Source organism: Haloleucobacter ellipsoideus, from assembly GCF_052491725.1.
In genome coordinates this window covers 60,621-73,834 of sequence record NZ_JBQWAR010000017.1, presented here as the reverse complement: position 1 = coordinate 73,834, position 13,214 = coordinate 60,621, and the positions used below count along the sequence as shown (strand labels likewise).

The window sequence follows — 13,214 nt, the reverse complement described above, 5'->3', positions numbered from 1 at the left end:
TCACAATCCGCCTCCAGGCCCACCCAGCAATGCGGTGCTGACAAGCCGTGCGCATCGCATTGCTGTCGGCAATCCACCAAACGGATTCATCGCGCCGATGAGATACACCCGCCCCTCGCGCACATTCGGCAGCGCCCGCCAGAGCGCGCTTTGCGGCAGCACGCGGCCGGCATCCGGAGGCACCGGCGGCACGATGATGATGTCCGCCTCGGCAAAGCGCGCCAGCATCTCCAGCCCCACCGGAGCGGAGGCAGAATAGGAGGTGCCGTCTGTCCAGGCATTCTTCAGGCCGATGCGTTCAAGAACCTCGCCGAACATGCTGTCTGGACCGAAGACGCGGAAATGGCGGGCATCACCCAGATTGATGATGAGGACAGGGCGCGTGCCATGCCCGGCCAGTTCACCGCGTGTATGCGCCAGCAGGGCATCGGTGCGCGCGATCAGTTCCGGCCCGGCCTGCGGCTGCCCCACAGCCTGTGCGAGCAGCTCGGCCGCCTTCTGCGCCATGACAAATGGCATCTGCCCGTTCTTGTAGATGGAGATGGTCTTCACCGGGGCGATCAGGCGCAGGTTCGGGTCTGCGGCGACATAATAGCTGGAATTGAAGATGAGGCTGGGGCGGGCCCGCAGGATGGCCTCGAAATTCGGGGTGCCGCGCAGGCCGATATCCACCACCTGTGGCGGCACCGCCGGCTCCACCACCACCTGCCGGTACAGCACCAGTTCCGGGGCGGCGACCGGGATGACACCCATGGCCAGCAGGGTTTCCAGCAGGCCCCAGTCCATGGTCGCCACACGCGGCAGGGTGAAGCCGCCTTGCATGGGAAAGCGTGTTTCGCTCGCCTCCAAAGCCCCGCCCGCCGCCAGCATGGCCCCGCCCGCGAGAAATGCACGGCGCGAAAGCCCCCTCATAGAACGAACCCCATCGGCTCGCCGCTGAGGGGATGGGGCACCACCCCCATCTCGATGCCATAAATGGCCTTCAGCGTTTCCGGCGTCATCATCTCGCGCGAGGGACCATGCGCCACCAGATGCCCGGCCCGGATCGCCACCAGCGCATCACAGGTGCGCGCGGCGAGATTGATGTCATGCAGCACCACCAGCACGGTCATGTCGCCGCCATCGGCGGCCAGTTCGCGCACGATGTTGAGAACCTCGATCTGGTGCGCGATGTCGAGGGCGGAGGTCGGCTCATCGAGCAACAGGCAGCGTGTGCCCTGCGCCAGCATCAGGGCCAGCCATGCCCGCTGGCGCTCGCCGCCGGAAAGGCTGTCCACCATCCGGCTCTCATAGGTCTTCAGGCCGGTGCGCTGGATGGCGGCTTCCACCGCGGCCTCATCCTCCCCGCCGAAACGGCCCAGCGCGCCATGCCAGGGATAGCGCCCCAGAGCCACCAGCTCGCGCACCGTCATCGCCTCGGCTGGCGGGGTGAACTGGGGCATATAGGCCACCTTGCGCGAGAAGGCGCGCCCACCCCATTCCCCGAGCGGCACCCCCTCGAAACGCACAACGCCCTTGCCCGGCATCAACTGCCGGGCCAGGATTTTCAGCAGCGTGCTCTTGCCGGACCCGTTCGGCCCGATGAGCCCATAGACCTGCCCGGCGGCGAGCGAGAGGGTGAGCGGCGCGAGAATTTCGCGCGTGCCGATATGCACGCCCAGATCCTCGATCTCCCACAGCGCACCACCGCCCTTTATGCCAGGGCTCACCATTTATAGATGACCTGTGCGAGCAGGCTGCGGCCATCACCATAATAGCAGCCAAAGGAACCGCAGCCGGAAACATAGGTTTCGTCCGCAATATTGTTGATATTCAGCTGGGCCTTGAAGGGGCCCTTCTCATAGCTGACCATCGCATCGAACAGTGTATTGGCCCCAAGGAACAGGTTGTTGTTGTCCAGCGTATAGCGCGAGCCCATGTAGCGCATGCCACCACCCAGGGCGAAGCCGGCAAGCGGACCATTCCTGAAGGTGTAGTTGAGCCAGAGATTGGCCATGTTCTGAGGCACACCGCCGGGGCGGTTTCCGGCATACTGGCCTTCCATGATCTCGGCATTCATGTAGGTGTAATTGGCGAGGAGATCGAGACCTTCAGCAAGACTGGCCGTGGCCGCAAGCTCCAGCCCCCTCACCCGCACCTCGCCCATCTGGGTCTGGTAGTCGACACCGCCGATCAGCTGGTTGGTGAGCACGTTTTTCTGCCGCAGATCATAGACGGCCGCCGTGAGGAAGCCTCTCCAGTCCAGGGGCTGGTACTTGACGCCGGCTTCCCACTGCTCGCCCTTGGAAGGCTGGAACGGCGCGCCGCCAAGCACCACCGGCATGGTGCCGATGACCGGATCGAAGGAAGTGGAATAGCTGACATAAGGCGCAATGCCATTATCGAACAGATAGGTGAGCCCCAGACGCCCGGTCAGCGCCTCATCATCCTGATCCTGTTCCGTGATGCCGAAATTGGTCACATTGGTGGTATCGACCGAGGCCCAGTCCTGCCGCAGACCGGCAGTGAGCACCCATTTGTCGAGCTTCACCTGGTCCTGCACATACAGGCCCATCTGGCTCATGTCACCGCTGAGGTGCGACATGTACCAAGGCTGGTGCATGATCGGCATGCCGGTATTGGGGAACAGCAGGCTGATATTCGGCGCGGTGCCGAATTCGACAGTCCGCGTCTGGTCGAAATAGCGATAATCAAAGCCCACCAGCAAGGTGTGAGACAGCGGGCCGGTCTCGAACCGGCCCTCAAGCTGGTTATCGATGGAAATCGTGTCCTGGTTCTCATAGTTGGGCGAGGTTCCGCGCGCCACCTGGGTCGGGGCGCCCGGCACAAGAGAACTGTAATAGATGTTCTTATAATCCCAGGTCAGCTTCATATACTGGGCGTTCTGGCGCACTTCCCAGTTGTCGTTCAGCTTGTGGCTGAACTCATAGCCGATGGTGGCCATGGTGCGGTGCGAGCTGTCATAGTTGGTGTCGCCCAGAAACATGCTGCGCGGCAGCAGGTTGCGGAACGGCTTGACCGTATATTCCACCGGCAGCCCCACCGGCGTGCCGGCCTCATCATACTGGATGTTCGCCAACACCGTGAAGGAGGTCTGGTCATTCGGCCGCCAGGTGAATGTGGGCGCGAAGAACAGACGATTGTCGCTCACATCATCCGTCTGCATGCCGCTGGAACGCGCCAGACCGGTCAGGCGGTAGGAGAATTCCGGCGACAGCAGCCCGCCCACATCGAACGCCCCGACATAACGCTCAAAACTGCCGATTTCCCCGCGCACCTCGGCAAAATTCGTGAAGGTGGCGCGCTTGGACACCAGATCAATCAGGCCGCCGGGGTTCCCCTGCCCGTACAGCACCGATGCCGGACCGAGCAGAATATCAATACGCTCAAGACCATAAGGCTCGAATGCAATGGCCCCGAAATCCCGCATGAACTTGAGACTGTTGAGATACACGCTCTTGGAAGCTGAAAACCCTCTGATGAGTGGCGAATCGAACCGCGGGTCCGTGCCAAGCGTATGGCCCACCACACCCACGGAATAATCCAGCGCCTGACCGATATTCTGCACGCCGCGCACGTCCATCTGATCCCGCGTGACCACGGAAACGGACTGCGGAATTTCAATCAGCGGCGTTTCGGTCTTGGAGCCGGCCTGCGTGATGCGCGCGACAAAGCCATCGACAGGGCCGGTCGCGGTTTCGCCCGCGCCCTCCACATCGACCTGCTGAAGCTCGATGACATTGCCATTCTGATCGACCGCCTGCCCGGCAGACTGCGCCATGGCCGGCCCGGATATCATCGCCGCGCCCACAACTGCCCCCATGGCAACGCCACAGAACAGCACAGACCTGTGCAGCAAGTGCCTGTCTAGCGGATCGCCGATCTTGTTCATGTCATCACCTGCACGCCATTGCGCTCAATTAAGAACTATTAAAAAGTAACAGTCTGGTCTTGCAGACGTCGACTACTGCCCTCATAGCAATGGCTTGTGCGAACGGATTGTCTGTTCCTCTTGCGCTTTGACAATTTTTGTCATGATATTGCATCGGATTTCCATATTGAACAGGCCTTGTGCCTGAAATGGACCGCTTCAAAACTACTCTGGGCAGGACACGGCACGCGCAACCGGATGGAGGCGCGCAACGCAGAGAATGCAGCACATGACCTTTCAACCGCGCATGACCTCCTCGATTGAAGGCATCACAATCCTTGAGGATTTGCGCTGGCGGCGCTGGAACGGCGTGGTTGCGGATGTGTGGCATGTACACTGCGCGGCCGGTGCGCGCGGGGAATATATCTCGCACGATGCCCGCCTGTTTGTCGTGCTCGACCAGAGCGAAACGGGCACCCAGGTACGACTGACCGGGCCGGATACCAATCTCAGCGCCAGCCGCGCGCCCCGCCACATGAGCTTCGTGCCCGCCGGCATGCCGCTCTGGTCCCGCATCGAGAAACCGGGCCAGTTGCGCCATCTCGACCTGCATTTCGATATTGACACCCTCTCCCGCCGCCTTGGCGAGGATCTCGATGAGGATGTGCTCTCCACTCCCCGGCTCGATTTCACTGACAACCGCATCCATGGCCTTGCCCGCCTGATCGCGCAGGAGTGCATGGAGCCGGACAGCCGCCATGACCTGTATGGTGACGGGCTGATGCTGGCCCTGTTCATTGACCTTATGAAACTGGGCCCCACCCCGTCCTCGCGCCGTTCCGCTCTCTCCCCCCGGCAGCTCAAGCGGGTACAGGGCTTCATCGAGGACAACTGCATGCGCAACATCCGCATGCAGGAACTGGCGGAACTGACAGAGCTGTCGCAGTCCTATTTCAGCCATGCCTTCAAGGCCGCCACCGGCCTGCCGCCGCACCAGTGGCACATGAAAGTGCGGATGAAGCGCGTGCAGGACATGTTGACGCGCGAAGAGCTTTCGCTGGCAGATATCGCGGCATCCGCCGGCTTTGCCGATCAGGCCCACTTCACCCGCGCCTTCCGCCGCGCCTGCGGCATAACGCCGGCGGCATGGCGGCGGACCCACCGGGGCTGACCCGTCCTTCAGCTTGCGAATGGCCGGGAATCCCAGAAAAATCAGCATTCTGGAACCATTCTCCAAAGCCCGGGTCAAACGTGCGGCGGGTGACAAAGCCCGGGCGATTGCCTACAACAGCCAGACCAAGGGGAGCCCTGCCAAGGGGCTGAGAGACCGCTGGCCCTGCAGCGCGGTGACCCTTCGCACCTGATCCGGATCATGCCGGCGAAGGGATGGGGTTTTTCAGCCAGCCCGGCTTTCTCCCGCCTTCTCGTCGGCCTCACCTTGCTGAGGAAGGAAAACCATGAGCGCGCGCTTCACCGAAACCCTGAGACAGGACAATGCGCAGCTGTGGGCGCAGGCGGTGGACCACCGCTTCGTGCGGGAACTGCTCGACGGCTCCATCGCCAACCCTGTCATGGCACGCTATCTGGTGCAGGATCACCGCTTTCTGGACAGTTTCCTCACCCTGCTGGGCGCCGCCATGGCAACGGCGGACAGTTTCGAGGCGCGGCTGCGCTTTGGCCGCTTTGCCGGCATGGTTTCCAGTGAGGAAAACACCTATTTCCTGCGCGCGTTCGAGGCGCTGGGCGTGGATGAGGCCACCCGGAACAACACACCCGACACCGCACCCACCGCCGGTTTCAAGGCCATCATGCAGGAAGCCGCCACCACCCGCTCCTATGCTGCGGTGCTCTCCGTCCTGAATGTGGCGGAAGGGCTGTATCTGGACTGGGCGGTGAAGGCGAAGCAGCCCCTGCCCGCCAGCTTTGTACATGCCGAATGGATCATCCTGCATGACAACCCGGACTTCCGCGCTTTCGTCGCCTTCCTGCGCGATGAGCTGGACCGGGTGGGGCCGGCGGAGGCTGATGTGAGCCACGATTTCTTCCGCCGTGCTGTCCGTCTGGAGCGTGATTTCTTCGATGCAGCCTATGAGGGCGAGAACTAGACATGGACATTTTCGACCGTCTGAAAGCCGCGGCGGCGGATGACTGGCGCAGCTATGTGGACCATTCCTTCGTCCGCCAATTGGGTGCGGGCACCCTGCCGCAGGACGCCTTCCGCACATATCTGGTGCAGGACTATCTGTTCCTCATCCAGTTCTCCCGCGCCTGGGCGCTGGCGGCCTACAAGAGCCGCACGCTTGAGGATATCCGCGCGGCGCAGGCGGCCCTTGAAGGCATATTGAACGAAACGGAGCTGCATGTGCGCCTGTGCGGGCGCTGGGGGCTTTCCCCGGCCGATATTGCCGCTGCGCCCGAGCATCAGGCCACCATTGCCTATACCCGCTATGTGCTGGATTGCGGGGCGGCCGGAGACCTGCTCGAACTGCATGTGGCGCTGGCTCCCTGCGTCATCGGCTATGCCGAGATTGGCAATGCGCTCACCGCCAATGGACGCGAATTGCCGGGAGATCATCCCTATCGGGAATGGATTCTTGAATATGCGGGTGAGGCCTATCAGGGTGTGGCCTCTGCCGCGCGCCGCCATCTGGATCAACTGGCCGCCCGCTCCATGACAGAACAGCGCTTCAGCGAACTGGCCGCGATCTTCGCCAAGGCCACGCGACTGGAGGCGGACTTCTGGCAAATGGGGCTGGATCTGGGCCGCTGACAACGACGGACCACTGAAAACAGAAAGGCCACACCGGGGCAACGGCGCGGCCTTTTTCTTCATCCACCTGCCCCATGCCTCAGCTTCTGGCATCCTCCAGAATCATCTGCGCGGCCTTTTCGGCAATCATCAGGGTGGGGGAGTTGGTGTTGCCGGAGGTGATGGTCGGCATCACGGAAGCATCGGCAATACGCAAGCCCCCCAGCGCCTTCATCCGCAGGCGGGCATCCACCACCGCGCCGTCATCGGCCCCCATCCGGCAGGTGCCGACAGGATGGAAGATGGTGGTGCCGATATCCCCGGCCGCCTTCACCAGATCCGCATCGGTCTGATACTCCGGTCCCGGACGATATTCTTCCGGCTGGAACTTGCGGAAGGCCGGCTGCGCGGCAATGTGACGGGTGAGGCGAATGGCCCGCACCGCGACCTCCTGATCGCTCCTCGCCGACAGATAATTGGGACGGATGGAAGGTCCATTGCGGAAATCCGCATTGCGCAGATGAATGGAGCCCCGGCTGTCCGGCCGCAGATTGCACACGCTGGCCGTCATCGCCGGGAAGGGATGAACCCCGCCACCAAACTTGTCGAGGCTCACCGGCTGCACATGATATTGCAGATCCGGCGTGGCCTTCTCCGGGCCGGAGCGGGTGAAGATGCCCACCTGGCTCGGCGCCATCGCCATCGGCCCGGAACGGTTGAACAGATATTCAAGACCGATGGAGGCCTTGCCGATCAGGCTGGAGGCCTTCTCATTCAGGGTGGCCACCCCCTGCACCTTGTAGATCAGGCGCAGTTGCAGATGGTCCTGAAGGTTCTCGCCAATGGAGGGCACATTCACCCGTGGCGTGATGCCGGCTGCCTGCAACACATCCGCCTGCCCCACGCCGGACAGTTCCAGCACATGGGGTGAATTCACCGCGCCGGCCGAAAGCACCACCTCCCGGGCGGCCCGCACCTCGCGCGGCTGCCCGTTGTGATGGTAGCGCACGCCCACCACCTCACCATTCTCGATCAGCAGCCGCTCCACCTGCGCATGGGTGCGCACCTCCAGGTTCGGCCGCTTCATGGCGGGGCGCAGGAAGGCCTTGGTGGCGTTCCAGCGAATGCCATGACGCTGGTTCACATCGAAATAGCCGCCACCTTCATTGGTCCCGGTATTGAAATCCGGCGTGCGCGGAATGCCGGCCTCCACTGCCGCCTCAAGGAAGGCATCCAGCACATCCCAGCGCACACGGGCCTTTTCCACCCGCCACTCGCCGCGCGCGCCATGCAGCTCGCTTTCACCGAGATGGAAGTCCTCCTGCCGGCGGAACAGCGGCAGCACATCATCCCAGCCCCAGCCGGTGCAGCCCAGCTGCCGCCAGTGGTCATAATCCGCCGCCTGCCCCCGCATGTAGATCATGCCATTGATGGAGGAGCAGCCGCCCAGAACCTTGCCGCGCGGATAGGCCAGTGAACGGTTGTTCAGCCCCGGCTCCTCCTCGGTGGAGAAGCACCAGTCCGTACGCGGATTGCCGATGCAGTAGAGATAGCCCACCGGAATATGGATCCAGTGGTAATTGTCATTCCCACCTGCCTCAAGCACCAGCACCCGGTTGCGCGGATTTTCAGAGAGGCGGTTGGCCAGCACGCATCCGGCGCTGCCCGCGCCGATGATGATGTAATCAAAGTTTTCCATACTGGATATCTCTAATGCCCGCCATGATGCCGGGCGCAGGCCACGGACATCAGCATGGGTGACAGGGGGCCGGGAGGGAGGCTGCGGGCCGCCCTCCCGACTTTTCAGCGATCCAGCCTGAAGCCGAACTTCTGTCCCAGTTTCGAGGCGTAAAACTCGCCGACAATGCCTTTGCGGAACAGCAGCACGCAGACCATGAAGACAATGCCGGTGATGATGGTGACCGGGAAATCGGACGTGGCGAAGTAGTTCTGCAACGATACCACAAGTCCTGCGCCCACCAGCGGCCCGGCCAGTGTGCCAATGCCACCCAGAAGGGTCATCAGCACCACCTCACCGGACATCTGCCAGCCCACATCGGTCAGGGTGGCGAACTGGAACACCAGGGCCTTCAGCCCGCCCGCCAGCCCGGCCAGGGCCGCCGACATGACGAATGCGCCAAGCCGGTAGCCATGCACGGAGTAACCCAGCGAAATGGCACGGCTTTCATTCTCGCGAATGGACTTCAGGATCATGCCGAAGGGCGAGTTGACGAACCGCCAGATGATGAGCAGGCCGACCACGAACACGAACGCCACGAAATAGTACATGTTGATCGTGTTGTTGAGATCGATCATGCCCAGAACATAGCCGCGCGGAACGGACTGGATACCATCCTCACCATGGGTGAACTTGGCCTGCAGGCAGAAGAAGAAGAACATCTGCGCCAGAGCCAGCGTGATCATGGTGAAATAGATGCCCTGCCGGCGCAGCGCGATGAGGCCGATGATGAGCCCCAGAACGGATGCACCCGCAACACCCACCAGAAGCCCCAGCTCGGTCGGCAGGCCCCACACCTTCACCGCATGGGCGGTGAAATAGGCCGCGCCCCCGAAAAAGGCGGCATGGCCGAAGCTGAGCAGGCCGGTATAGCCCAGCAGCAGGTTGAAGGCCGCCGCGAACAGGGCAAAGCACAGGATCTTCATCAGGAAGATGGGATAGATGAAGAAGGGGGCCACCAGCAGAAACACAAGGCAGACCAGAAGCAGGCCGCTGCGCACGACAGAGGCGTTCTGCATGGCGGGCGTGCCCGCATTGACAGTGGTTTCGGTCTTTCCGGACATGTCAGGCATCCTTTCCGAAGAGACCCGCAGGACGCAGGATGAGCACGATCGCCATGATGACGAAGATGACGATATTGGAGGCTTCCGGGTAGAACACCTTGGTCAGCCCCTCGGCGATACCCAGCATGTAGCCGGTGAAGATGGCCCCCATGATGGACCCCATGCCACCCACGACCACCACGGCGAACACGATGATGATCAGGTTGGTGCCCATGAGCGGGCTCACCTGATAGATCGGCGCCGCCAGCACACCGGCAAGGCCGGCCAGTGCCGCACCCAGCCCGTAGGTCAGGGTCAGCAGCAGGGGCACATTGATGCCGAAGCTCTGCACCAGCGTGGCGTTTTCCGTCGCCGCGCGCAGATAGGCGCCAAGCCGCGTCTTCTCGATGAGGAACCACACGCCCACGCACACCACGAGCGAGGCGATGACCACCCAGCCACGATAGATGGGCAGGAACATGAAGCCCAGATTGGTGCCCCCCTGCAGCGCCGGGGGAACGGCATAAGGCTGGCCGGACGCACCGAAGAAATAGCGGAACGTGCCTTCAATGGTCAGCGCCAGGCCGAAGGTGAACAGCAGGCCATAGAGATGGTCCAGCTTGTAGAGGCGCGAGAGCATCGTGCGCTCCACCACCATGCCGAACAGCGCGACGATGAGCGGCGCCAGAACCAGCGCGAACCAGTAGCTGATGCCCAGATGGGAGAACAGCAGAAGCGCGGTGAACGCGCCCAGCATGTACAGCGCCCCATGGGCGAAGTTGATGACGCGCAACAGCCCGAAAATGACCGCCAGCCCAAGGGAGAGCAGCGCATAGAAGGAGCCGTTGATGAGGCCGACCAGAAGCTGGCCGAGCAATGCCTGAAGCGGCACGCCGAGGATCATGATCATGTCAGACACCCAGCTCCTTGTTCAGGAATTCCATGCGTGAAGGCAGGTCCGACACGGGGAACTCCGCGACCATCTGGCCGTGATCCATCAGATAGAAGCGATCGGCGATCTTCGAGGCGAAGCGGAAATTCTGTTCCACCAGCACCACGGTCATGCCGCGCTTCTTGAGTTCCACCAGCACTTCGCCAATGCGCTGGATGATGACCGGGGCGAGCCCCTCGGTCGGCTCATCCAGCAGGATGCAGTTGGCCCCCGTGCGCAGGATGCGCGCCATGGCCAGCATCTGCTGCTCGCCACCGGAAAGCTTGGTGCCGGGGCTGTTGCGCCGCTCCTTCAGATTGGGGAAAAGCGTGTAGATTTCCTCCAGCTCCATCCCGCCGGGTGCAACCACCGGGGGCAGCATCATGTTCTCCTCCACCGAGAGGGTGGCGAAGATGCCCCGCTCTTCCGGCACGAAGCCAAGGCCGGCATGGGCGGTGCGATGCAGGGGCATGGTCATGAGATTCCTGCCGCGCAGGGTCATCTCACCCGTACGCTTGCGCAGAAGGCCCATGATGGTGCGCAAGGTGGTGGTCTTGCCCATGCCGTTGCGGCCGAGAATGCAGATCATCTCGCCTTCATCGACATGAAGATTCACCCCGTGAAGGATGTGGCTTTCGCCATACCAGGCATGCAGCCCGGAAACGTTGAGAAGTGGCGCCATCAGTCCTCGGTCCCCATATAGGCGGTGCGCACGCGGCTGTCCTGGGAGACGGTTGCGTAATCGCCCGAAGCGATGATTTCACCGCGCTGGAGCACGGTGACCTGGTGACAGATATCGGAGACGACCGAGAGATTGTGCTCCACCATCAGCACGGCGCGGTCCTTGCCCACGGTGCGGATGATGTCGGCCACGATCTGCACATCCTCCAGGCCCATGCCGGCCATGGGCTCGTCCAGCAGCAGCACTTCCGGGTCCAGCGCCAGTGTCGTGGCGATTTCCAGGGCGCGCTTGCGGCCATAGGACAGATCGGTCGCGCGGGTATCGCGATATTGCATGAGGCCGATATTTTCCAGCAGTTCCTCCGCCCGCCCGTTCAGCCGGTCGAGCACGGAAACGGGCATCCAGAACTGGGTGGCCAGATTGGCGGGACGCTGCAACGCCACGCGCACATTCTCCAGCACGGTGAGATGGGGAAACACGGCCGAGATCTGGAAAGAGCGGACCATGCCCATGCGCGCCACCCGGTCCGGCTTCATATGGGTGATATCGGTACCCAGCAGGTTGATGGTGCCGCGCGTGGGGGGCAAAAACTTGGTGAGCAGGTTGAAGACGGTGGTCTTGCCGGCGCCGTTCGGACCAATCAGGGCATGGATGCGGGCGTGGCGAATGTCGAGATCGACATTGTTAACCGCCGTGAAGCCCGAAAAGTCCCTGCCCAGCCCGCGTGCGGACAGCACAACCCGCCCATCCTCAACTGCTTTCGCAGGAGTGGTGTTCATTTGTCATCCGCCTTGTGCGAATTCTGACCTGTGCGAATTCAGAAGCTGCGGGCGGACAGAGCCATGCCATCCGCCCCGCGCCCACGTCACTTGACGAGCGGGCAACCCGACTTGGCCGGGTCCATATAGGCTTCATCACCGGGAATGGTCGCCAGAACGGTGAAGTAATCCCACGGGATGTTGCTTTCGCCGGGCTTCTTCACTTCCAGCAGATACACGTCAGAGATCATGCGACCGTTCGGCGCAACCTTGCCACCCTTGGCGAACACATCGTTCACCGGCAGCTCATGCAGCTTCTTGGCGACAGCATCGGTATCATCGGTACCGGCGGCCTCGATCGCCTTCAGATAGGACAACACGGCCGAATAGGTGCCGGCATGCACCATGTTCGGATAGGCGCCGGTGCGCTCGAAGAAGCGCTTGCCGAATTCCGCTGTCTCCGGGGTGCGGTTCCAGTAGAAGCTTTCGGTCAGGGTCAGGCCCTGCGCATTCTCAAGGCCGATACCGTTCACTTCCGCGAGGGTGAACAGAAGGGCGGCAAGGCGCTGGCCACCCTGGGTGATGCCGAATTCAGAGGCCTGCTTGATGGCGTTCTGCGTATCCATGCCGGCATTGGCAAGGCCGATCACCTTTGCACCGGAAGACTGCGCCTGAAGAAGGAAGGAGGAGTAATCCGTCGTGGCGAGCGGATGGCGGACCGAGCCGACGACCTTGCCGCCATTTTCCTTCACGACATTACCGGTGCTGTTTTCCAGCGAATGGCCGAAGGCATAGTCCGCCGTGAGGAAGTACCAGGTATCGCCGCCTTCCTTCACCAGCGCACCGCCGGTGCCGCGGGCCAGGGCGTTGGTGTCATAGGCCCAGTGGAAACCATAGGGAGAGCACTGCTTGCCGGTCAGCTCATCGGTTGCGGCGCCGGTATTGATGGTGATCTTCTTCTTGTCCTTGCTCAGCGCCTGCACGGCGAGCCCGACGGAAGAAGAAGTCAGTTCCATGATGGCGTCAACGCCGTCAATGTCATACCACTGGCGGGCAATATTGGCGGCAATATCGGCCTTGTTCTGGTGGTCGGCGGTGATGACCTCGATCGGCGCACCCAGAACCTTGCCGCCGAAATCCTCCGCCGCCATTTTCGCGGCTTCATAGCTGTACTTGCCGCCGAAGTCGGCATACACGCCGGACTGGTCGTTCAGAATGCCGATCTTGACCTTGCCGTTGGACACTTCCGCCATGGCTGGTGATGCAAAGGTTGCAGCAGCAGCGAGAGCAACCACAGACGCAGTCATGAAAAATTTGTTCATATGTTCCTCCCAAGAACCCCTGCCGATCTTTCATTTCGCGGGCTTCGCGCCGGGCTGCATGATTATGCAGCCGATACTTATGCAGGTTCGACGACGCTGTTTGCGTCATTCGCCCTATAC

Annotated in this window: 12 protein-coding genes and 1 riboswitch; of the genes, 3 read left to right on the top strand and 9 right to left on the bottom strand. The window is 62.1% G+C overall.

The annotated features are described in order from the left end of the window. The 3 genes from ACT6QG_RS05660 to ACT6QG_RS05650 are packed head-to-tail and all read right to left on the bottom strand — an operon-like array spanning window position 1 to window position 3,892. Window positions 1-912 (bottom strand): iron-siderophore ABC transporter substrate-binding protein, encoded by a 912-nt coding sequence (locus ACT6QG_RS05660; RefSeq protein WP_444976601.1) that lies wholly within the window; start codon window positions 910-912, stop codon window positions 1-3. Then, on the bottom strand, window positions 909-1,712 hold the full coding sequence (locus tag ACT6QG_RS05655; RefSeq protein WP_444976600.1) for an ABC transporter ATP-binding protein: 804 nt from the start codon (window positions 1,710-1,712) through the stop codon (window positions 909-911). Before ACT6QG_RS05655 ends, ACT6QG_RS05660 begins: the two co-directional genes overlap by 4 nt. Then, window positions 1,706-3,892 (bottom strand): TonB-dependent siderophore receptor, encoded by a 2,187-nt coding sequence (locus ACT6QG_RS05650; protein WP_444976599.1) that lies wholly within the window; start codon window positions 3,890-3,892, stop codon window positions 1,706-1,708. The genes ACT6QG_RS05655 and ACT6QG_RS05650 overlap by 7 nt, the downstream gene beginning before the upstream one ends. Window positions 3,893-4,160: 268 nt before the next feature. On the opposite strand from ACT6QG_RS05650, the gene ACT6QG_RS05645 reads away from it, so the two are divergent. From ACT6QG_RS05645 to ACT6QG_RS05635, 3 genes are all read left to right on the top strand, one after another. Continuing rightward, window positions 4,161-5,042, top strand: coding sequence for a helix-turn-helix domain-containing protein (locus ACT6QG_RS05645; protein WP_444976598.1), 882 nt, complete (start codon window positions 4,161-4,163; stop codon window positions 5,040-5,042). Window positions 5,043-5,160: 118 nt separating this feature from the next. Then, window positions 5,161-5,275: riboswitch (TPP riboswitch) on the top strand. A gap of 53 nt (window positions 5,276-5,328) precedes the next feature. Further along, window positions 5,329-5,976, top strand: a complete 648-nt coding sequence (locus ACT6QG_RS05640) for a TenA family protein (RefSeq protein WP_444976597.1) — start codon at window positions 5,329-5,331, stop codon at window positions 5,974-5,976. Window positions 5,977-5,978: 2 nt separating this feature from the next. Next, window positions 5,979-6,641, top strand: a complete 663-nt coding sequence (locus ACT6QG_RS05635) for a TenA family protein (RefSeq protein ID WP_444976596.1) — start codon at window positions 5,979-5,981, stop codon at window positions 6,639-6,641. 79 nt (window positions 6,642-6,720) lie between these two features. Here the strand turns inward: ACT6QG_RS05635 and ACT6QG_RS05630 are convergent, their stop codons facing one another. The 6 genes from ACT6QG_RS05630 to ACT6QG_RS05605 form a co-directional block, all read right to left on the bottom strand. Beyond that, window positions 6,721-8,319 carry a GMC family oxidoreductase gene (locus tag ACT6QG_RS05630; RefSeq protein WP_444976595.1) on the bottom strand — a complete coding sequence of 533 codons (1,599 nt, stop codon included), beginning with the start codon at window positions 8,317-8,319 and terminating at the stop codon, window positions 6,721-6,723. 104 nt (window positions 8,320-8,423) lie between these two features. Next, complete coding sequence (locus ACT6QG_RS05625; RefSeq protein WP_444976888.1) at window positions 8,424-9,377, bottom strand: branched-chain amino acid ABC transporter permease; 954 nt, start codon at window positions 9,375-9,377, stop codon at window positions 8,424-8,426. Window positions 9,378-9,423: 46 nt separating this feature from the next. After that, entirely contained in the window at window positions 9,424-10,311 is an 888-nt protein-coding gene (locus tag ACT6QG_RS05620; protein WP_444976887.1) for a branched-chain amino acid ABC transporter permease, read from the bottom strand. Between the two features lies 1 nt (window position 10,312). After that, window positions 10,313-11,014: an ABC transporter ATP-binding protein gene (locus ACT6QG_RS05615; RefSeq protein ID WP_444976594.1), complete on the bottom strand. Its 702-nt coding sequence runs from the start codon at window positions 11,012-11,014 to the stop codon at window positions 10,313-10,315. Continuing rightward, window positions 11,014-11,793 carry an ABC transporter ATP-binding protein gene (locus ACT6QG_RS05610; protein ID WP_444976593.1) on the bottom strand — a complete coding sequence of 260 codons (780 nt, stop codon included), beginning with the start codon at window positions 11,791-11,793 and terminating at the stop codon, window positions 11,014-11,016. The genes ACT6QG_RS05615 and ACT6QG_RS05610 overlap by 1 nt, the downstream gene beginning before the upstream one ends. A gap of 86 nt (window positions 11,794-11,879) precedes the next feature. After that, window positions 11,880-13,079, bottom strand: a complete 1,200-nt coding sequence (locus tag ACT6QG_RS05605) for an ABC transporter substrate-binding protein (RefSeq protein ID WP_444976592.1) — start codon at window positions 13,077-13,079, stop codon at window positions 11,880-11,882. Between the last annotated feature and the right edge of the window lie 135 nt (window positions 13,080-13,214).

Bases quoted from the DNA above. Each gene is read 5' to 3' on its own strand.
- ACT6QG_RS05660 (WP_444976601.1), bottom strand. From the start codon at position 912: ATGAGGGGGCTTTCGCGCCGTGCATTTCTCGCGGGCGGGGCCATGCTG.
- ACT6QG_RS05655 (WP_444976600.1), bottom strand. From the start codon at position 1,712: ATGGTGAGCCCTGGCATAAAGGGCGGTGGTGCGCTGTGGGAGATCGAG.
- ACT6QG_RS05650 (WP_444976599.1), bottom strand. From the start codon at position 3,892: ATGAACAAGATCGGCGATCCGCTAGACAGGCACTTGCTGCACAGGTCT.
- ACT6QG_RS05645 (WP_444976598.1), top strand. From the start codon at position 4,161: ATGACCTTTCAACCGCGCATGACCTCCTCGATTGAAGGCATCACAATC.
- ACT6QG_RS05640 (WP_444976597.1), top strand. From the start codon at position 5,329: ATGAGCGCGCGCTTCACCGAAACCCTGAGACAGGACAATGCGCAGCTG.
- ACT6QG_RS05635 (WP_444976596.1), top strand. From the start codon at position 5,979: ATGGACATTTTCGACCGTCTGAAAGCCGCGGCGGCGGATGACTGGCGC.
- ACT6QG_RS05630 (WP_444976595.1), bottom strand. From the start codon at position 8,319: ATGGAAAACTTTGATTACATCATCATCGGCGCGGGCAGCGCCGGATGC.
- ACT6QG_RS05625 (WP_444976888.1), bottom strand. From the start codon at position 9,377: ATGCAGAACGCCTCTGTCGTGCGCAGCGGCCTGCTTCTGGTCTGCCTT.
- ACT6QG_RS05620 (WP_444976887.1), bottom strand. From the start codon at position 10,311: ATGATCATGATCCTCGGCGTGCCGCTTCAGGCATTGCTCGGCCAGCTT.
- ACT6QG_RS05615 (WP_444976594.1), bottom strand. From the start codon at position 11,014: ATGGCGCCACTTCTCAACGTTTCCGGGCTGCATGCCTGGTATGGCGAA.
- ACT6QG_RS05610 (WP_444976593.1), bottom strand. From the start codon at position 11,793: ATGAACACCACTCCTGCGAAAGCAGTTGAGGATGGGCGGGTTGTGCTG.
- ACT6QG_RS05605 (WP_444976592.1), bottom strand. From the start codon at position 13,079: ATGACTGCGTCTGTGGTTGCTCTCGCTGCTGCTGCAACCTTTGCATCA.